Below are 16,882 nucleotides of genomic sequence, written 5' to 3' on the forward strand. Positions count from 1 at the left end.
ATTCAATGTCCGGATGCGGCTCTAGGCGATGCGCCGGCGGATCTGCACGGCCGCCAGCAGGGTAAACACCACCGCCATGACGCTCAGGACAGCCACCACGTAGCCGTTGCTGATCTCCCAGTCCCCCATGGTTGCCGTGATGCCGAAGAGCTCCTGCAGTTCCGCCACCGCGCCGGGCTGGTCACCGGCCATGGCCTGCAGCGAATCCGCCGTCATCTCCTGCCGGACCGGAACCGACGCCTGCATAAACGGCAGCGCGTTGATGACCGTCCGGACACCTTCGGGCAGTGCGCCCACGGGAATGTAGGCACCGGCCAGGAAGCCCAGGATCGTTCCCACAATGGTGGACAGCGCGGAATAGGCTCCGGCTGTGCGGACAAAGGAAACCACAAACGCACTCAGCGCCGCGAATGCCAGACAGCTCAGCGCCAAAAAGCCGTACACCGTGGCAATTTGCGCGGGACCGAAGCTCACCCCGTCCACCAGATACAGGTATACGAGGCTGATGATCAGCACCACGGTGGTCATGATCAGGGCCACGACGCCGGCGGAGAGCAGATAGCCGAGGATCAGTTTTTCGCGGCGGATCGGTGATACCAGGAAGTCCCGGAACCGGCCGGACGCCGAATCCTCCACAAAGACGTTCATGGCACCCAGGCCGGTGGTGATGGAGGTGATCCCGACAATGCCGGCGAACATCCAGGTGTCCACAAAGCCCTTCACCTCGGCCTCGGTGGCGCCGGGAAAGGACTGCTGCAGATCATCCACCTGCCCGCTGCCGAGGAACAGGGTGTAGAGCAGGAACAGGATCAGCGCCGAGAGCAGCGAAAAGAAAACGCCCAGCCGGTCGCGGAAGAAGAGGCGGAGGTTGCGGGACATCAGGGTGAGGACCACACTCATGCTGCTTCCCCCTCGCGTCCGGTGAGCGCCAGGAACACGTCGTCCATGGTGCCGTGCCGGAACTCAAAGTCCAGGACGTGGTCTCCGTGCCGGTTCAGGATGCGGCGCGCCGCGGCGGCGTCGCCGGCCACCAGCCGGAGCACGCCGCCGTCGTCCGCATCTCGGACTCCGACACCCTCCTCCGCCGCGAGAGCCAGCAGCGCGGGGCGGTCGTCGGTGGTGATGCTGAGGATTGAGCTGCTGTGCCGTGCGCGCAGCTGCGCGGGAGTGCCGTCGGCAATGATTTGGCCGCGTTCAATGATGCAGACCCGGTCTGCTTCTTCGGTTTCCTCCATGTAGTGCGTGGTCAGGAAGACGGTGAGGCCGTGGCGGTCCCGCAGCTCGCGGATGGTGGACCAGACCAGGGCCCGGCTGGCGGGGTCCAGACCGGCGGTGGGTTCATCCAGGAAGAGGATCGACGGCGAATGCAGCAGTGCGCGGGCAATGTCCACGCGCCGGCGCTGGCCACCGGAGTACGTGCCGTAGGGGCGGTCCACAAACTCCTCGAGACCGATCAGCGCGCTTAGCTCCGTAATCCGGGCCTCGTTGGCCCCCGTGTCCGGGGAGTAGAACCGGGCACGCGTCCGCAGGTTCTCCCGGCCGGTGAGCAGCGGGTCCAGGACCGAATCCTGAAAAACCACGCCGATGTTCTTCCGCACGGCGCCGCCTGCGGTGCGCACGTCGTCGCCGTCCACCGATGCCTCTCCGGCGTTGAAGGGAATGACCGTGGTCAGGCAGGAAATGGTGGTGGATTTGCCGGCTCCATTTGTGCCGAGGAAAGCGAAAACCGTGCCGGCCTGCACGTCGAAGGACAGATCGTCGACTGCGGTGGTGGCGCCGTATTTCTTTGTCAGTCCGCGGACCGAGATGGCCGTTTCCGTGCTCACAATTCCCCCGAATTTCTCGGCCGGCGGCCGGTTATTTCTCCAGAGTCTACGGGCAGGCGGGCGGTTCCCCGGTCAGGCCGGCAGGTCATCCCATTCGAACCATGTGGTGTCCTTGCTTTCCCAGTCCTGGCGCAGGATGGCGTAGGCGACGGAGGCTACCCGGAGACCTTCAGCGGTGGGCCAGCCCAGACGGTAGTGGGCTTCCTTCAGGAATCCGGTCCGGAGGAAGGTTTTGCGCATGGCGATGTTGTCCTCCCGTGTCTGGCCCTCAAACCGCACCGGTTCCGGGAACTGCTCAAACACCTTGGCGCACAGCGCGGTGAGCACCTTCGGCCCCAGACCCTTGCCGCGGAACTCCTCGGCCAGGCGTAAATCAAACATGGGAGTGTCCTCGTCGAGGTCTTCCAGGACCACCAGCCCAATCCGGGAGGCGCCGTCGTTAATCCAGTAGCCGAGGGATTCCTCCGACCAGAAGCGCCCGCTGGCCACGGACTCCCGCGCCGACTCCTCCGAATGCCGGGCCCGCACGTGGAACGGAAACCGGTTGGACGTGAGGAACTCCACCAGGTCACGGGAATCCTGCTCGGAGTTGGCCATGGGGCTGAAGGTAATGGGCATGGTCGAACTCTAGAGAACGACAGTAGGGTGTGGAAGCAACACCTGCTTTATGACTTTCCAACCCACCGACGGGGGAACCATGAAACGCGTTATTTCGACGGGCGAAATCACCGTTGATACGGCAGCGCAGAATCTGCGGGATTTCTTCACCGAGATTATGCCGCGCACCGGAATGGTCCGCAGCAGCTCCCGGTTCGATTCCTGGGCCGGCGGAGGTGATGCCCCCGAAACCGTGAACCGGATTACCGCCGATGACCTCGTAGCAGCATCCTTCAGGTCGGTGAAGATTCCGCCGCGGACCGCAGTAGCCGTCTTGGAGACGCGGGCGGAGGAAATCTCCGATCTCCTGGCGCAGATTCCCGCAGACGTGGACCTGCCCGACGCCGATCCGGTGCGGGACCTGGGCGCTGACAGCCCCGCCCGCCAGCTGTGGAACCTGCTCCGCGGCAAGGCTGGCGACGCCGGGTGGGGAGTTGGCCCCAGCACCACCAGTAAGATCATGGCCCGGAAAAGGCCGCGGCTGATCCCGGTCTACGATTCCATCATCCGCCGGGTGACCGCGCTGCCCGGCCCCAAGGACCAGTGGCTCTACTGGCACACGTCCTATGCCGACGGAGTGCTGACCGAGCGGCTGGCCGAGATCCGAACCAAGTCAGGGATCACCGAGCCGATTACCGACCTGCGGGAGCTGGACATCGTGCTCTGGATGCACGGCAAGCGGCAGGGTTTCGAGCCGCAGGCCGAGGACATTGAAACCTGAGCCGTCCACCCGCACAACTACCCAACTGAAGGAACTGCCATGAACGCGGACGCGGACACTCATCCCGAGCACATCGTTGCCCACCCCCTGGTCCGGGCGTATCTGCAGGATCTGGACCGGATGCTGGCCGGGACCGAAGACCGCGCCGAAGTCCTCGACGCCGTGACGGAACACATCACCTCCGCTGCGGCCGCGCTGCCCGGCCCGCCCACCACGGCTCAGGTGCAGGACATTCTGGCCGGCTTGGGTCCGGTGGAACGCATTGCGGCAGCAGGAGCCCCGGCTAGGGACCGGGAGGAAGGCACCGCGCCCCAAAGCGTGCCGCCGCAAAGGCAGGCCGACGGCGCGTGGCTGGGAACGCCGTCGGGCATCGTGGCGCTGGTTTCACTGATCCTATCGGTGTTCCTGTTGCCCCTTTTCCTCCCGCTGGCAGGCCTGTCGCTCGTGCTGGCAATTATCGCCCTGGTCAGGCGCCGTCCCCGCCCGCGCAGTGCCCTGGTCATCACGATCAGCAGCAGCGTGCTCATCGTGGCGTACCTGGCCATCGGAATCCTGGCCACGCTGGCGCTGTTTTCGGTTACCACCGGCGATGGGTCCACCTCCGAACCAGCTATGCCCAGCCCCGCAGTTACGTCGGCGCCGGCTTCGGCTCCCGCAGGCCAGCCCTAGCCGATGACTAAAGCCGCGCTTTGGCTGTTCCTTGCTAGCGAGACCATCCAGCAGCAGAGAGAGGGTTAACGCCAACAGGCCAACGATTGCACGGCAGACCCGCGGGAACGAAAATGCAGCTGCCTCAATGCGCCTTATACGGGACGGGCTCGGGGAGGCCCGCTTCCCGCCGCACCCGCCGGGAAAAACGTTCGATGGACTTCAGCGCCGCCACCACATCCGCGGGACCAACGTCAAACGGCATCGACTTCATGGTTTCACCCGGCACCGTTGCGGCCTCCGCCACCAAATCCAGTTCCCGCGCGTCGTCCACGGACAAGCCCACCTCGGTGAGAGTGTTCGGCAGGCCGACCCGGGTAGTGAATTCGACAAAGTCCCTGATCTCCGCGGTGGGGGCGCCTTCAAGCACCAGCTGCGTCAAAGACCCGATGTTGACCTTCTGCCCGTGGGCGAGTCCGTGCGTCTGCGGCGCGGCGGTCAGGCCGTTGTGGATGGCGTGCGCTGCCGCCAGTCCCCCGGATTCAAACCCGAGCCCCGAGAGCAGCGTGTTGGCCTCAATGACCTTCTCCAGCGCCGGCGTGACCACATGGTCACGGGCCGCATCCAGCGCCGGCAGCGCGAATTCCCAGAGCACGTCCCAGCTCAAACGGGCCAGGGCGGTTCCGGTCTCGGTCGGAAGCCCGCCGGCCATGGTCAGCGAGAAGGAGGCTGCCGTGGCCCGCGCTTCGAGCCAGGTGGCAAGTGCATCCCCCACCCCGTAGGCGAGGAACGACGCCGGGGCGTTGGCGACAATCTGTGAGTCCACCAGCACCAGGTCCGGGTTCCGGGAAAAGAACCGGTACTCCTCGAACGCGCCGTCGGCGGTGTACACGACGGCGAGGGCGGAGGTCGGCGCATCGGTTGACGCAACCGTCGGCACCGAGGCCCAGCGGGCCCCGGCCGCATCTCCGGCGGCCTTGCACGCATCGATGGTGCTGCCTCCGCCGACGCCCACCACCACATCGGCTTCGGCTGCACGAATGGCCTGGGTCAACCGGTCAATCTCGGCAGCAGTGGGGGTGCCGTTGAAGACTTCCCGGGTCACCGGCAGTTCCTGCACCTGCAGCGAGACGGTGATGTCATGACTCACGAAACCCCAGACGACGTCGTCGGCCACCAACAGCGGTTTCTTCCCGATCTGCGCCAGGAACTCGCCCAGGCGGTGAATGGCCCCCGCCCCCTGGACGTAGCGGCCGGGACTGATCACGGTACGAACTGGTGCCTGCTTCATATTGAGCTCCTGATCCACGTCTGGGACGGCTGCGCCGCCGCCCGGATTTCAGCGTAGGGGGCGGGCCATAGCCACGGCTAGGGAACAGTACTGCAGCCCGGGGCGGGCCCACCCAAGTGAACGTCAGGCGGAAGCTTCCGGTTCGGTGCAGGAATTGCGCGGCGGCAGCCCGGCCCGGCGGCGGCGGTGCTAACCTGAAGTCATTCGAAAGTGTGTTCTAGGGAGGCGGGTAATGGCAGTCTTTTCCTCGAACCCTTCCCCGCGCCCGGGCGCGGGGGAAGCGGCAGCAGCAACCCGCTCCTCCACCCTGCCGGCCGGCTTCGCCTCCCCGGCCCAGGACTATTACGACGCCGGCATCGACCTGAACCGGCATCTGATCCGGGATGTGACGTCAACGTTCATCATGCGGGTTTCCGGCGATGCCATGGACGGCGCCGGCATCAGCGACGGCGACGAGATTATCGTGGACCGTTCCCTGACGCCCAAGGACGGTTCCGTCGTCGTCGCCGTCCTCAACGGCGAGCTGACCATCCGGCGTTTGCTGCTCACCGGCCAGGGCATCTTCCTGCATGCGGACAGCCCCGGTTCAACGGATATTCCGGTGCCGGATCCGGCCGAACTGTCCGTGTGGGGCGTGGTGACCCGGTGCCTGCACCACGTCTAGCTTGCAGTATTGCCGGTTGGTGCGGCCGCAGCCGAGGAGCTCGCCGTGGCTGAGCAGCAGCGGTTCGCCCTGGTGGACGTCAACAGCTTTTATGTTTCCTGCGAGCGCGTTTTTGATCCGTCGCTCGCCGGCATTCCGGTAGTGGTGCTGTCCAACAATGACGGCTGCGTGGTGGCGCGCTCCGATGAAGCCAAGGCCCTGGGCATCAAAACCGGAGAGCCGTGGTTCAAGCTGGCCGAGGCCGCACCAAAACTCGGCCTGGTGCAGCGCTCGAGCAACTATGAACTGTACGGAGACCTGAGTTCGCGGGTGATGCAGCTGCTGGCCCGGTTTTCCTCGGAGCAGGAAATCTACTCCATCGACGAGTGCTTCCTGCACCTGAACGGAACCGATGAACAGCTGCGCAGCCGCGGAACCGAAATTCGGGCCGCGGTGGCGCGGAACATCGGGCTGCCCGTCTGCGTGGGGATTGGCAGCACCAAAACCCTGGCCAAGTTCGCCAACCGGATTGCCAAGCAGAATCCGCATCTGGGCGGGGTGTGCAACCTGGACGCCCTGGGTCCCGCCGTCGTCGACACCATCATGTCCCGGGTGCCGGTCACCGGACTGTGGGGTGTGGGCGCGCGGAACGGAACCCGGCTGAACGCTCTGGGCATTCACACGATTGCGGACCTGCGCGACGCCGATCCCACTATGATCCGCGCCAAGTTCTCGGTGGTGCTGCAGCGGACGGTGCTGGAGCTGAACGGCACCGCGTGCATTCCAATGGAAACCGAATCCGCCGACAAACAGCAGGTGCTCTTTTCGCGCAGCTTTGCGACGCCGGTGACCACCCGCGAATCCATGCGCCAGGTCATGAGCCTCTACGCACAAAAAGCAGCCATCCGGCTGGCGAAGGAGGGGCAGCTAGCCACGGTGATGACCGTGTTTGCCGCTACGTCCCGGTTCAATACGACGGCGGCATCATCGCCTTCAGCGACAGTGCGGCTCGAGCGGCCCACAGCCGATCCGTTGGTGCTGACCCGCGCCGCCATCACCGCCATGGACTCACAGGTGGTGGAGGGTGCGCCCTACGCCAAGGCCGGCATTATGCTCACCGGCCTGTCCCCTGCCGGGGCGGAGCCGGTGTTTGATCTCTTTGACGCCGGCCCGGAGCAGCCGGACATCGGTCCGCTGCTGGCGCGGGTCACGGACAAGTACGGTGCCGCCAGCATCGGCCTGGGACTGGCCGGGATGGCTTCCGCAAAACCGGACTGGACCATGGCCCGGAAGTTTGCCTCGCCGCGCTTCACCACGGAGTGGTCGGACCTGCCGGTGGTGAAGGCGGTTTAAGCGGTCACATGCTCCTCGCACAGCCAGGCACGGAGACGGAACAGTGAAGTGCAAACTATCCCTGGCTGTGCACCGTGACGGCGTATCCTTCGGAATCGAGGAAGGTGAAAGTAATGCCGAACGGCCCCTCGAAAGGCGGCTGCACGATCCGCACTCCCGCGTTGGCCATGGACCGGTGAAGCGTCTCCGCCTCCGGGTCATGCAGCCACAGCGCCACGCCCAATCCCGGCTGTTCGACAGCGTCCAGGTTCACTCCGGGCGCCGCTTCACGCACGGCAAAAGCTATAGGCGAGGTTGCAAAGACAACGGCGCCGGGAGGGGAAGCAGGCGCCCGGGTCAGGCCGACCATATCCTCATAAAAAGCTGCGGCCTGTTCCAGACTTCGCACCTGAAGGGCGATGAAATCGGGTCCTGTGACGGTCATGGTGTCTCCTTGGATTATGTGTCAGGTTCCTGACATGCGTCATCGTATGTCAGGATATTGACATGAGCAAACCTGACCGTCCACAGATCGGATATCTCCTCAAAGAGGCCCAAGCTCTGCTTCGGGTGCGCATGGATGAGGTGCTGCGGCCGCTGGGCCTCAGTGTTCCGCAGTACGTATGTCTGCATCTGCTCGAGCGCGAGCCGGGGATTTCCGCGGCTGAGCTCGCCCGGGGCGCCTTCGTCACGCGGCAATCGATGAACACCCTGCTGCAAAACCTGCAGGACCGGGGTCTGGTGGAGCGTCCGGCGCGGCCGGTGGCGGGCCGGACCTTGCCGGCGGTTCTTACGGGGCCGGGAGCTGAGGTGCTTGCGGACGCGCAGGCTCTGGTTGACCAAGTGGAAACCCGAATGCTCTCCCGCCTTGATGCGCAGGGCGTCGAAGGGCTGGGCGCGGCACTGTCCCTGTGTATCGAGGCCTTGGAGACGCCGGCGTCGGACAGCTGACAGCTTGGGGCCCCCGCATAGCCGGACCCGGCATGGGACGCTGGTGACATGGATTTGATTGTCTCGCCCGCGCTCACGATCCCGGCGTCGGAACTGAGCTGGCGGTTCTCCCGCTCCTCCGGGCCGGGCGGACAGCACGTGAACACCTCGGACAGCCGCGCTTCCGTGTCCTGGAACATCGCCGATTCGGCGGTGTTGTCGGAGACCCAGCGGGTGCTGCTGCTGAGCCGCTTGCAGCGGCGCCTGATCGACGGCGTGGTGACGGTAACGGCGTCTGAACAGCGCTCACAGCTACGCAACCGGGAGATAGCTCTGGCCAAGCTGGCCGACCTCGTGGCGGAAGCCCTTGCCCCCGAAGCTGCCCTGCGCAGGAATACCAAACCCACGCGGGGCTCGAACTATCGGCGGCTCGACGCCAAAAAGCAGCGGGCTGCGACAAAACAGCAGCGCAGAAGGCCGCCGACGGACTAGCGGCTGCTTCGGAGGTGACACGTTCAGCTCGCCTGCCCGGACAACAAAAAACCCCCGGTATCCGGGGGCATCCTGTGGAGCTTAGGGGAATCGAACCCCTGACCTTTTCATTGCGAACGAAACGCTCTACCAACTGAGCTAAAGCCCCTTCCCCGGCACCAGCCGGGCGGCTCCGGAGAGCTAACCCCGATTCTAGACCCGCTCCCATGCCCCCGCGCAAATCGCAGCCGCCAAACGAGCGCCGGAGGCCCCCGAACCGAGCCCGACCCTGCCTCCGGAACCGCACCCCGGGCTATCCTGACAGCCCGGCCGCCAGCATCCGGCCGGCCGGAAACGCACCTCTATTCCGCAAGCGAAAAGGAGCAGTGCCATGTCCCTCATCGAAGATGTGATCAGTGAACGGCCCGACGGCGCCGGAACAGACCTCTTGGCCGTATCCACCTGCGTTATTGCCTGCTTTGACTGCGTGCAGGTCTGCAACGCCTGTGCGGATGCCTGCCTCAGTGAAGACATGCTCGGCGACATGGTCGAGTGCATCCGCATGGATCTGAACTGCGCCGACATCTGCGCAGCTACCGGCGCCACCGTGGCGCGCACGGGAACCCGGTACGGCGGATACGACGGGAGCACGGCAACCCTGCTGCGCGCCTGCGCCGCAGCCTGCCGCCGGTGCGCCGAAGAGTGCGAACAGCATGCCGCCGCACACGGGCACTGCCGCATCTGCGCGGAAACCTGCCGCCGCTGCGCCGCCATGTGCGAGGAACTGCTGGTGGTGCTGGAACGCGGCTGAGGATCCCCCAAAAAGAACCCGGCGTACGCACAAACTAGGCCCCCGCCCAACGCCGGCACGACGGCGGGGCCGGGCTATGTGCTCGACGCCAGAACCATCCCGCGCAGGTAGGCTGCCTGGCCCGCGTGCTCCAGGCCATCGCCCAGGATGCTGACCAGCCGGACACCCAGAGTGACGGGCGGATCCCAGGCGGTGTCCACCACCTGGTCAAGGTCCCCGCCGTTCACACCGGAGACAAAGGCGGCCGTACGCGAATGCACCGCCTCGTAGTAGTCCAGCAGCACGTCGGCCGAATGGACCTGGACCAGGGCCACCTGCTCCGAATCGTGCCCGTAGCCGGTGTCATCCACCGCCAGCGGCAGCCCGACGCGTTTGTACCAGCCTTCTGCCGTCCACGCCTGCTCGTGCCCGGCCAGTGGAGCAATCTGGGCATCTTCGCTCCGCGCCAGGTGCCAGACCAGCCAGGTAATCGAATTTCCCGCCGGGTACGGGCGGTGGTTCAGGGCTGCAGCATCCAGGCCGTGCACAGCCCCGCGCACGGCCTGGGGCAGGCGGCCGAAAGCATCAATGAGAAGATCGCTCTGTTCCATGGCGGTTGACTCCGTAGGTCGCGTTTCGGCGCCGGACTGCGGCGGGGGATCGCGGCCATCCTTTCACGCCCGGTACCGCCGGGAAAGGGAGGAAGCACAGAAGTGCCCTCCTCAAAAAATTCGGCGGCCGGCCGGTTCCATCTGCCGGCCGCGGCCCTAAAATTGCCAGATGAGTTGGACTGACGAGCGTCCTCCCTGGCTTCCGCCCCTGCCGTCGCCAAACCGCGGGAGAGTGCGGATCATCGTGGGCATGACCCTGATTATCGCCGTCATGCTCGGCATCCTCGTGGTCGCTTTCCTGGGCGAAACACTGAGCATGTATTCCTGGTGGCCGCTGGCCGCCGGCCTGGCGTTCCTCATGTCCGGGCTGTTGAGCCGCCGCCGGATGCCGTGATGTTCCAAGCGGGTTAGGCAAGCTTTCTCTTGCTGGAATTACCCCGCCGGCAGGCCTATAACGAAAGCATGAAGAGACTCTCAGCGATCCGGCGATACCCGGTGGTGGCGGCAACAATCGCCGTCGGGCTGGCAGTCCTGGCGCTGCACGGAGCCGGCCTGCCGGCTGCCGCCGCCTGGCTCGCTTCCGGCTACGCCCTGCTCGTCGCCGCAGCCACCGGCGTCCGGATGATTCGTGACCTGCGCCGCGGCCACTGGGGACTGGACATCCTCGCCGTACTGGCCATTCTCGCCACCGTTGCAGTGGGCGAATATGTTGCTGCCCTGATCATCGTGCTGATGCTCTCCGGGGGTGAAGCGCTCGAAGACTATGCGGCCAGCCGGGCCCGTAGCGAACTAGATGCCCTGCTGGAACGGGCACCGCAGACAGCGCACCGGATGCAGCCCGGAACGGAGACGCCGACGGACATCCCGGCCGCCGAGGTCAGTGTCGGGGACATCCTGCTCATCAAACCCTCCGAACTGGTGCCCGTGGACGGCATCCTGCTCAGCGCTGAAGCTTCCTTTGACGAGTCGTCACTGACCGGCGAATCGCTGCCGGTCTCCCGCACCGCAGGAGAGACGGTGCTGAGCGGTTCCGTCAACGGCTCGCAGGCTGTCCGCATCCGGGCCGCGGCCACGACCGAGGACAGCCAATACCAGCGGATCGTGGCTCTGGTCCGGGAAGCCTCGGAGTCCAAAGCACCCGTGGTGCGGCTGGCGGACCGGTTCGCGGTGCCCTTTACTGCGGTGTCCCTGCTTATCGCCGGCGCCGCATGGTTCCTCAGCGGTGATCCGGTGCGCTTCGCCGAGGTGCTTGTGCTGGCCACGCCCTGCCCGCTGCTGATCGCCGCCCCGGTGGCTTTCCTGGGCGGCATGAGCCGGTCCGCCCGCAACGGCATCATCGTCAAGGGCGGGGCCACCCTGCAGCAGCTGGCACGGGCCCGCAGCATTGCCTTCGACAAGACCGGCACCCTGACCTACGGCAGGCCCCGCCTGGTGTCCGTTCACCCCGAGCCGCCGTTCACCGCCGATGAGGTGCTGCAGCTCGCTGCCTCCGCCGAGCAGTACTCTTCCCATGTGCTGGCTGCCGCCGTGCAAACTGCCGCCCAGGACCGCGGACTGGCCCTTCGCCCGGCCGCCTCGGCATCGGAAGTGGCAACTAACGGAGTGCAGGCCAGCATCGGGGGCCGCACCGTGCTGGTCGGCAAACAGCGTTTTGTCGCGGCTGCAGTGCCAGACGAGGTCAGTGCACCGGCGGCCGGGCAACTGATGGTTTATGTGGGAATTGACGGGCGGTTCGCGGGCACGCTGGCCCTCAGCGACACTCCGCGGGAAAACGCACAGGCCACCCTGGACCGCCTGGCGGGAATCGGGCTGCAGTCTCCGGTGATGCTGACCGGAGACGGCAAGGCCTCGGCGGAAGGCACCGCCGCCGTACTGGGCATCAAAACCGTCCATGCGGAACTGCTGCCCGAGGACAAGGTCCGCCTGGTCGCGGCCCTGCCGCAGCGGCCGGTGATCATGGTTGGCGACGGCGTGAATGACGCGCCGGTGCTTGCAGCCGCCGACGTCGGAATTGCCATGGGTGCCCGCGGATCCACGGCCGCCGGAGAATCCGCCGACGCCGTGATCGTCACCGACGACATCTCCAAAGTGGCCGACGCCGTCGACATCGGCCGGCGGACCATGCGCGTGGCGCTGGGCAGCATCTGGCTGGGCATCAGCCTCAGCGTAGGACTGATGCTCACCGCAGCCTTTGGATTCATCCCCGCCGTTGCCGGGGCCCTGACCCAGGAGCTGGTGGATCTGGCAGCCATCCTGAACGCACTGCGGGCGCTGGGCGGCGGAAGAAGCGCGGCGCCGGTGCCCTCCGTTCCGCCGGAGCCCCGGAAAGTCCGCGAAGTGCGGGCCTAGGGAAGAATGGAGGCCGCTTCGCAGCCCGGGGCAAACCCTGGATCCGCACCACTCCGGCATGAGTTTGCATGAGGACGGCAGGCCAAAAGCCTTTACCCACCGGGCTTCCCCGTACCCCTGGCCGGCGGAATCCCTCCCCGGAACCTCGACCAGCCGAGGGCAGGAACTGTGAACCGTCAGAAGCCGGCATCTTTCTCCCCTACTTCAGAGTGGAGGATGCCGGGCAGGTGCGAGCTGTGTTTCTGGCGGCCGGCCGCGCCGAAGGGTATGAGTCCTTGTCAGACTTGATCGAAGCAGCAGTGCTCCGCGAGGTGCGCAGGCTGCAGCCCAAACACAACAAGGGCAGGAAGTGGCAACCGGTCAAAGCCGGCGCCCTCCGCCCCGGCCGGCGCACCCTCACCGAAGAGGGACGCCAGGCACCATAGATTTCCTTCGTTGGTTGCGGAGGACAGTAAGGGAAGTGGGAACCGTTGGCGCGGTTCCCGTTGTGCCACCCTTTAACGGCACAGCGGCATAACGGCGCCGGCAGCTGGAGAACGACGTGCGGCACCACCGTGGCGGAACCGGCCAAGATTTGCTTGGCTACGGCTATGACCCGCACCTCAACCCTGGATCCCGCGACCCGGAGTCCTGGACCCCGCAGCACTGGTCCCGGGAAGAGTGGTTCTACATGTGGACCAAGGGCCTGGATCCGTGGCGCATCGCCGTGCTGTGCAGGGTGCCGTATCGGAAGGTCTACGACCATATCCGGACCAGGATCACCTATGACCCCGAACTGTTCGGGCAGCGCCTCGTGGTCCATGACCAGCCGGCCCCTCCCCCGGGCAGCCTGAAGAAGCCGAAACCCACGTGGGAAGAACGAGCCGCGGACCTGGTCGACTTCCGCCAGGTCTATGGGAGGTTCCCTCGCGGGTACCTCGAGGGTGAGAGCTCGCTGTACAGCTTCCTGCAAAGCGAGCGCGGAAGGTACCGGACAGGCAAACTCCTTGAATCCAGGAAACGCTATCTGGATGACAGAGTGCCTGGATGGCTGACGCCCCCGAAAGCAGAACGAGAGCGGGCCCTGTGGCAGCAGCGGGTGAAAGAACTGGAGACGTTTTTCCGGGAAAATCAGCGCTACCCTCGCTACAAAACTGCCGCGGATTCTTCGGAGAAAGTTCTGGCCGTGTGGCTGGAACGCCAACGGCACTGCCTCCGCACAGGCAAGCTGGGTCGGAACAGGGAAAGCCGGCTAAACGCAGCTGCACCAGGTTGGCAGATCTTTCGTGGCCGCCGGAAAAACTCTGCCTAAAGTGCTCTCCGTCTATGATGTGAGGCTTCGTGCAGAGATTGGCCCTCAACACCTAGATAACCGCTGTCCGTCGAAGAAGTACGCACCGTCATAGAGGTGGCGTACGTGTCGCACCGTAGGTGATCGTCATCGGATCCGGGTCCATCCTGTCCGGGCTGCACAGGTCAGCTCAGATGGCGTGCCCAGAACTCGTTCTCCGCCCAGTCGGCAGGCACCCCCATACCCCTGAGGTTCTCCGGCGGCCGCGTGGCCAGCAGGTCATGCAGCCGCTGCGCCCAAGAGCTGCGCGGGGACACCACATCCAGGACAGCCTGTAGCGAGACCAGGACTGGATACAGCCTCTGCCTGGACTGCAGGGGAAGGGCATTCTCACCTTTCAGCCAGGAGATCCTTGGACTCCCGGGAATCATCGGGTAAACGCCGAGGCCGACATTCCACAGCCGGCCATGATGGGCACAGATGTTCCGCACGCGCACATACGTCTGCAGCCAGGACGTCAGCACCGGCTCGTTCAGGCCAATGCCGCCGGCGATCGCCGTCTTGTCGGATCGGCGTTTCAGATTGCGGATCAAATTGTTGAGCTGGCCGATGGTCAGCATCTCTGCGATCAGCCAGGAGGGCGGCAGCTCCGGCTCGCCGTAGGTGACCAGATAGTGTTCGAGAGCAGACCGGTCCACAGGGTACTTCCGGTCCGAGCCTCTCTGCTCAGGCGGCCTGGAGAGCCGTTCCTCGACCTGGCGGCGAACGATGTCCAGTAGTTCATTGTGCTTGCGCAGATCTTTGAAGTGCGCAGGATCGATGTACCAGCACGGATCCTGATACACCGTGGCCATATGATCCGTCAGCGCTGCGCGGATCGCGACCTCCGCACGCTCCAGAGCATCTATGACCAGCAGCCGCAGCGCCCGGTCAAAGACGTACAGATTCAGCACATCGTCAAAGACAGTGCCTTCGCGGAAGAGATGCTGAACCCGGTCGCTCTGGAAAGGAATCGTGTAAGGCGAGAGCCGGAAGTAGCCCAGATGCCTCAAATAACGCACCGCACGATCATGGTCAGGCACCACCAGGCCTCGATTTTCGAGCTGGACGGCAAGGTCTTCGACCTTCACCGCCGGCTTCGTGAAGACGAGAGCACCGCGCGGCCGTGTACTCCTGCGGTGCCGGCCTGCTCCAGCTCCGTTCATCGGGGCCTCTCTGTGTCGTCCGGTGCGCTATCTGTCTTTCTTTACTGCTGTGTTCCCTGCCAAGGAGGGGACTACAAAAGCACAAAAAAATGCCCCAGGTGCGCGTCTACAAATATTTGCAGAGAGGCGAGGGGCATGTAGTGCTCCCGACTGTATCACGGGTACGCGCGGAGGTGCAGACTCTGCTGAAATTCAGCCCCACCCAGCGCACGATGGCTACTTGGCATACTGGCGCTTCACCTGATGAGCGCTCAGCCTTCAACTTCCAGAAGGATCACGTGACAGAGGATGCGTTCGTCAGCCGATCCCCTTAGTCAGTTCGAGATCCTAGGGACGGACGAAACAGACTATGAGCCGACTAAGGTCTATCGGGCCAAGAGCAAAGTAGTCAACGGCAAACCAGTTAAATCGAACACCGGCTCCGGCGGCGGCTACATTCGCACTGAATCATTCGGGACTGGGACCTATTTTGACGTGGGCTATCCCGTGAAGCGAATGTTCAAGCGAATCTTCATCCGCCACGTAAAGGGAACCTCATGAAAACCGAGCTCAAGCACTACACAATCGGCGAGGTGCTGGCAGGTTTCGTCTACAACGAGCTAGAAGGCAAGGGCCTTTTCGGCCTCTCTGGCCGGCTTGTCATCCAGCCGGAATACCAGCGCAACTACATCTACAACGACGGCAAGCGCGACGTCGCTGTCATTGAATCGCTGTTGAAGGGGTATCCGCTCGGGTTGATCTACTTCAACGTTGCAGGCGACGTTCTGGAAGTCCTTGATGGCCAACAGCGAATAACCAGCGTCGGACGATTCGTGGGCGGCAAGTTCGCGATCAAAGTCAAGGGTAAGGAACAAACGTTCTCGTCGCTTCCGTTAGAGGACCAAGTGCTGCTGAAGGAGAGCAGACTGCTGGTCTACGAATGCCAGGGCACCGAGGCCGAGATCAAAGAGTGGTTCCAGACGATCAACATCGCCGGGGTCCCACTCAACAAGCAGGAGCTGCTGAACGCCATCTACTCCGGGCCCTTCATCACCAAAGCCAAGGCTGAATTCAGCAACTCACACAACGCAAACATGCATAAGTGGTCGTCATACATCAAGGGTGATGCGAAGCGGCAGGAAATCCTCGCAGTCGCGCTGGACTGGGTTTCATCGTCCGAGGGCATCAGCATCGACGCTTACCTGGCACAACACCGACAGGACGCCGAGATCGTTCCGCTGAAAACCTACTTCACGTCCGTCATCGATTGGATCGGCAGCGTGTTCACCCGTCCGCCAGATACGGAGATGCGCGGACTCGAGTGGGGACGGCTTTACGAGCTCTACCATTCGACTTCGTACAACGCGGGTGTACTCGACAGCGAAGTCGAAACTCTCCGTGGTGACCCAGCCGTCCGCAACAGCAAAGGGATCTACGAATACCTGCTGGGCGGAAAGAATGATCCGCAGCTGTTGTCGATCCGGCTGTTCGACGACACTATGAAACGTGTCGCTTACCAGCAGCAGACCACGCAGGCCAAAGCGGACGGCACCTCGAACTGTCTGTTGTGCGCAATCGGAACTGATGCCAACAAAGCCCGTGTCTACAAGCAGAATGAGATGGATGCCGACCATGTGACCGCTTGGTCCAAAGGTGGGGCCACGGATCTCGCCAACCTAACGATGCTTTGCCAGACCCACAACCGAGCTAAGGGAAACAGGTAGAACGGTAGAACCGCCAGACCCTGCTTACCGGTCAGAGACGATTTCGCGCCGGATTGGGTTCGCATGAATCGCAGCAGTGAATGACCTGGTTTTTGTAGCGGTTTGTGGCCGACCAGTCTCGTAAGCCCATGGACCCCTGGGACAGCACGTGGTCCGACGGCCGGCACCGAACCTGGCACAGCGCCGCGGCTAATCCCGGCATTCTGCCGCCGGTACGCAGTAACTCCCTGGGGCGGGCCAATACTGAAGACATTCCCCGGTCTTGGCATGAATGCTCACTGAGAGGGTGGCTTCACGGTGTGTGGCCTCTCCCGGTGTGGTGGGCGGGATTTTGCCGACCGCCGCGAGGGTTAATGCCTTCTCGAAGCATTGGTTTACCGGGTCCATCCGATCCAGCCAGATCAGCTCCTGGAACCGTTTTAGGTCGGCTTTGAA

The 16,882-nt window shown here is 64.2% G+C and carries 19 protein-coding genes and 1 tRNA gene; 12 read left to right on the forward strand and 8 right to left on the reverse strand.

Annotation, left to right across the window (positions count from 1 at the left end; genetic code table 11):
* Window positions 1-21: 21 nt before the first annotated feature.
* From M1D40_RS16965 to M1D40_RS16975, 3 genes are all read right to left on the reverse strand, one after another.
* A complete protein-coding gene (locus M1D40_RS16965) occupies window positions 22-900 on the reverse strand; it encodes an ABC transporter permease (RefSeq protein ID WP_461169591.1) in 879 nt (292 codons plus the stop codon).
* Window positions 897-1,826, reverse strand: coding sequence for an ABC transporter ATP-binding protein (locus M1D40_RS16970; protein ID WP_461169592.1), 930 nt, complete (start codon window positions 1,824-1,826; stop codon window positions 897-899). The genes M1D40_RS16965 and M1D40_RS16970 overlap by 4 nt, the downstream gene beginning before the upstream one ends.
* A gap of 72 nt (window positions 1,827-1,898) precedes the next feature.
* Window positions 1,899-2,444, reverse strand: coding sequence for a GNAT family N-acetyltransferase (locus M1D40_RS16975; RefSeq protein WP_461169593.1), 546 nt, complete (start codon window positions 2,442-2,444; stop codon window positions 1,899-1,901).
* Between the two features lie 49 nt (window positions 2,445-2,493).
* On the opposite strand from M1D40_RS16975, the gene M1D40_RS16980 reads away from it, so the two are divergent.
* Window positions 2,494-3,204 (forward strand): DUF6308 family protein, encoded by a 711-nt coding sequence (locus M1D40_RS16980; RefSeq protein ID WP_461169594.1) that lies wholly within the window; start codon window positions 2,494-2,496, stop codon window positions 3,202-3,204.
* A 39-nt stretch (window positions 3,205-3,243) separates the two neighbouring features.
* Entirely contained in the window at window positions 3,244-3,873 is a 630-nt protein-coding gene (locus M1D40_RS16985) for an HAAS signaling domain-containing protein (RefSeq protein ID WP_461169595.1), read from the forward strand.
* Between the two features lie 124 nt (window positions 3,874-3,997).
* Here the strand turns inward: M1D40_RS16985 and M1D40_RS16990 are convergent, their stop codons facing one another.
* Window positions 3,998-5,143, reverse strand: a complete 1,146-nt coding sequence (locus M1D40_RS16990; RefSeq protein ID WP_461169596.1) for a glycerol dehydrogenase — start codon at window positions 5,141-5,143, stop codon at window positions 3,998-4,000.
* Between the two features lie 232 nt (window positions 5,144-5,375).
* Here M1D40_RS16990 and M1D40_RS16995 point away from each other — a divergent pair, with 232 nt between their 5' ends.
* Window positions 5,376-5,807, forward strand: a complete 432-nt coding sequence (locus M1D40_RS16995; RefSeq protein ID WP_461169597.1) for a LexA family protein — start codon at window positions 5,376-5,378, stop codon at window positions 5,805-5,807.
* Window positions 5,808-5,852: 45 nt separating this feature from the next.
* A complete protein-coding gene (locus M1D40_RS17000) occupies window positions 5,853-7,139 on the forward strand; it encodes a Y-family DNA polymerase (protein ID WP_461169598.1) in 1,287 nt (428 codons plus the stop codon).
* Between the two features lie 55 nt (window positions 7,140-7,194).
* On the opposite strand, the gene M1D40_RS17005 is transcribed toward M1D40_RS17000, so the two are convergent.
* Entirely contained in the window at window positions 7,195-7,563 is a 369-nt protein-coding gene (locus M1D40_RS17005; RefSeq protein WP_461169599.1) for a VOC family protein, read from the reverse strand.
* A gap of 62 nt (window positions 7,564-7,625) precedes the next feature.
* Here M1D40_RS17005 and M1D40_RS17010 point away from each other — a divergent pair, with 62 nt between their 5' ends.
* Window positions 7,626-8,069, forward strand: coding sequence for a MarR family winged helix-turn-helix transcriptional regulator (locus tag M1D40_RS17010; RefSeq protein WP_461169600.1), 444 nt, complete (start codon window positions 7,626-7,628; stop codon window positions 8,067-8,069).
* Between the two features lie 48 nt (window positions 8,070-8,117).
* Window positions 8,118-8,540, forward strand: a complete 423-nt coding sequence (gene arfB, locus M1D40_RS17015; RefSeq protein WP_461169601.1) for an alternative ribosome rescue aminoacyl-tRNA hydrolase ArfB — start codon at window positions 8,118-8,120, stop codon at window positions 8,538-8,540.
* Between the two features lie 75 nt (window positions 8,541-8,615).
* On the opposite strand, the gene M1D40_RS17020 is transcribed toward arfB, so the two are convergent.
* Window positions 8,616-8,688 (reverse strand) — tRNA-Ala (locus M1D40_RS17020).
* A 222-nt stretch (window positions 8,689-8,910) separates the two neighbouring features.
* Between M1D40_RS17020 and M1D40_RS17025 the strand changes: the two genes are divergently transcribed.
* A complete protein-coding gene (locus M1D40_RS17025) occupies window positions 8,911-9,330 on the forward strand; it encodes a four-helix bundle copper-binding protein (RefSeq protein WP_341394338.1) in 420 nt (139 codons plus the stop codon).
* A gap of 74 nt (window positions 9,331-9,404) precedes the next feature.
* Here M1D40_RS17025 and M1D40_RS17030 read toward each other — a convergent pair whose 3' ends face one another.
* Complete coding sequence (locus M1D40_RS17030; protein ID WP_461169602.1) at window positions 9,405-9,920, reverse strand: mycothiol transferase; 516 nt, start codon at window positions 9,918-9,920, stop codon at window positions 9,405-9,407.
* Window positions 9,921-10,089: 169 nt separating this feature from the next.
* On the opposite strand from M1D40_RS17030, the gene M1D40_RS17035 reads away from it, so the two are divergent.
* The 4 genes from M1D40_RS17035 to M1D40_RS17050 all read left to right on the forward strand — a co-directional run bounded on the left by M1D40_RS17035 (window position 10,090) and on the right by M1D40_RS17050 (window position 13,560).
* Entirely contained in the window at window positions 10,090-10,314 is a 225-nt protein-coding gene (locus M1D40_RS17035; protein ID WP_341394340.1) for a hypothetical protein, read from the forward strand.
* Window positions 10,315-10,382: 68 nt separating this feature from the next.
* On the forward strand, window positions 10,383-12,269 hold the full coding sequence (locus M1D40_RS17040; protein ID WP_461169603.1) for a heavy metal translocating P-type ATPase: 1,887 nt from the start codon (window positions 10,383-10,385) through the stop codon (window positions 12,267-12,269).
* Between the two features lie 68 nt (window positions 12,270-12,337).
* Window positions 12,338-12,694, forward strand: a complete 357-nt coding sequence (locus M1D40_RS17045; RefSeq protein WP_461169604.1) for a ParB family protein — start codon at window positions 12,338-12,340, stop codon at window positions 12,692-12,694.
* 116 nt (window positions 12,695-12,810) lie between these two features.
* Window positions 12,811-13,560 (forward strand): helicase associated domain-containing protein, encoded by a 750-nt coding sequence (locus M1D40_RS17050; RefSeq protein WP_461169605.1) that lies wholly within the window; start codon window positions 12,811-12,813, stop codon window positions 13,558-13,560.
* 164 nt (window positions 13,561-13,724) lie between these two features.
* On the opposite strand, the gene M1D40_RS17055 is transcribed toward M1D40_RS17050, so the two are convergent.
* A complete protein-coding gene (locus M1D40_RS17055) occupies window positions 13,725-14,669 on the reverse strand; it encodes an Abi family protein (protein WP_461169606.1) in 945 nt (314 codons plus the stop codon).
* A gap of 611 nt (window positions 14,670-15,280) precedes the next feature.
* Between M1D40_RS17055 and M1D40_RS17060 the strand changes: the two genes are divergently transcribed.
* Window positions 15,281-16,447 carry a GmrSD restriction endonuclease domain-containing protein gene (locus tag M1D40_RS17060; RefSeq protein ID WP_461169607.1) on the forward strand — a complete coding sequence of 389 codons (1,167 nt, stop codon included), beginning with the start codon at window positions 15,281-15,283 and terminating at the stop codon, window positions 16,445-16,447.
* The last annotated feature ends 435 nt before the right edge of the window (window positions 16,448-16,882 follow it).

Source organism: Arthrobacter sp. Z1-15 (assembly GCF_054792395.1).

Coding starts and splice junctions, on each gene's coding strand:
- M1D40_RS16975 (WP_461169593.1), bottom strand. CDS start 2,444: ATGCCCATTACCTTCAGCCCCATGGCCAACTCCGAGCAGGATTCCCGT.
- arfB (WP_461169601.1), top strand. CDS start 8,118: ATGGATTTGATTGTCTCGCCCGCGCTCACGATCCCGGCGTCGGAACTG.
- M1D40_RS16995 (WP_461169597.1), top strand. CDS start 5,376: ATGGCAGTCTTTTCCTCGAACCCTTCCCCGCGCCCGGGCGCGGGGGAA.
- M1D40_RS17025 (WP_341394338.1), top strand. CDS start 8,911: ATGTCCCTCATCGAAGATGTGATCAGTGAACGGCCCGACGGCGCCGGA.
- M1D40_RS17010 (WP_461169600.1), top strand. CDS start 7,626: ATGAGCAAACCTGACCGTCCACAGATCGGATATCTCCTCAAAGAGGCC.
- M1D40_RS16965 (WP_461169591.1), bottom strand. CDS start 900: ATGAGTGTGGTCCTCACCCTGATGTCCCGCAACCTCCGCCTCTTCTTC.
- M1D40_RS17005 (WP_461169599.1), bottom strand. CDS start 7,563: ATGACCGTCACAGGACCCGATTTCATCGCCCTTCAGGTGCGAAGTCTG.
- M1D40_RS17060 (WP_461169607.1), top strand. CDS start 15,281: ATGAAAACCGAGCTCAAGCACTACACAATCGGCGAGGTGCTGGCAGGT.
- M1D40_RS16985 (WP_461169595.1), top strand. CDS start 3,244: ATGAACGCGGACGCGGACACTCATCCCGAGCACATCGTTGCCCACCCC.
- M1D40_RS17045 (WP_461169604.1), top strand. CDS start 12,338: ATGAGGACGGCAGGCCAAAAGCCTTTACCCACCGGGCTTCCCCGTACC.
- M1D40_RS16990 (WP_461169596.1), bottom strand. CDS start 5,143: ATGAAGCAGGCACCAGTTCGTACCGTGATCAGTCCCGGCCGCTACGTC.
- M1D40_RS17030 (WP_461169602.1), bottom strand. CDS start 9,920: ATGGAACAGAGCGATCTTCTCATTGATGCTTTCGGCCGCCTGCCCCAG.
- M1D40_RS16980 (WP_461169594.1), top strand. CDS start 2,494: ATGACTTTCCAACCCACCGACGGGGGAACCATGAAACGCGTTATTTCG.
- M1D40_RS17040 (WP_461169603.1), top strand. CDS start 10,383: ATGAAGAGACTCTCAGCGATCCGGCGATACCCGGTGGTGGCGGCAACA.
- M1D40_RS17035 (WP_341394340.1), top strand. CDS start 10,090: ATGAGTTGGACTGACGAGCGTCCTCCCTGGCTTCCGCCCCTGCCGTCG.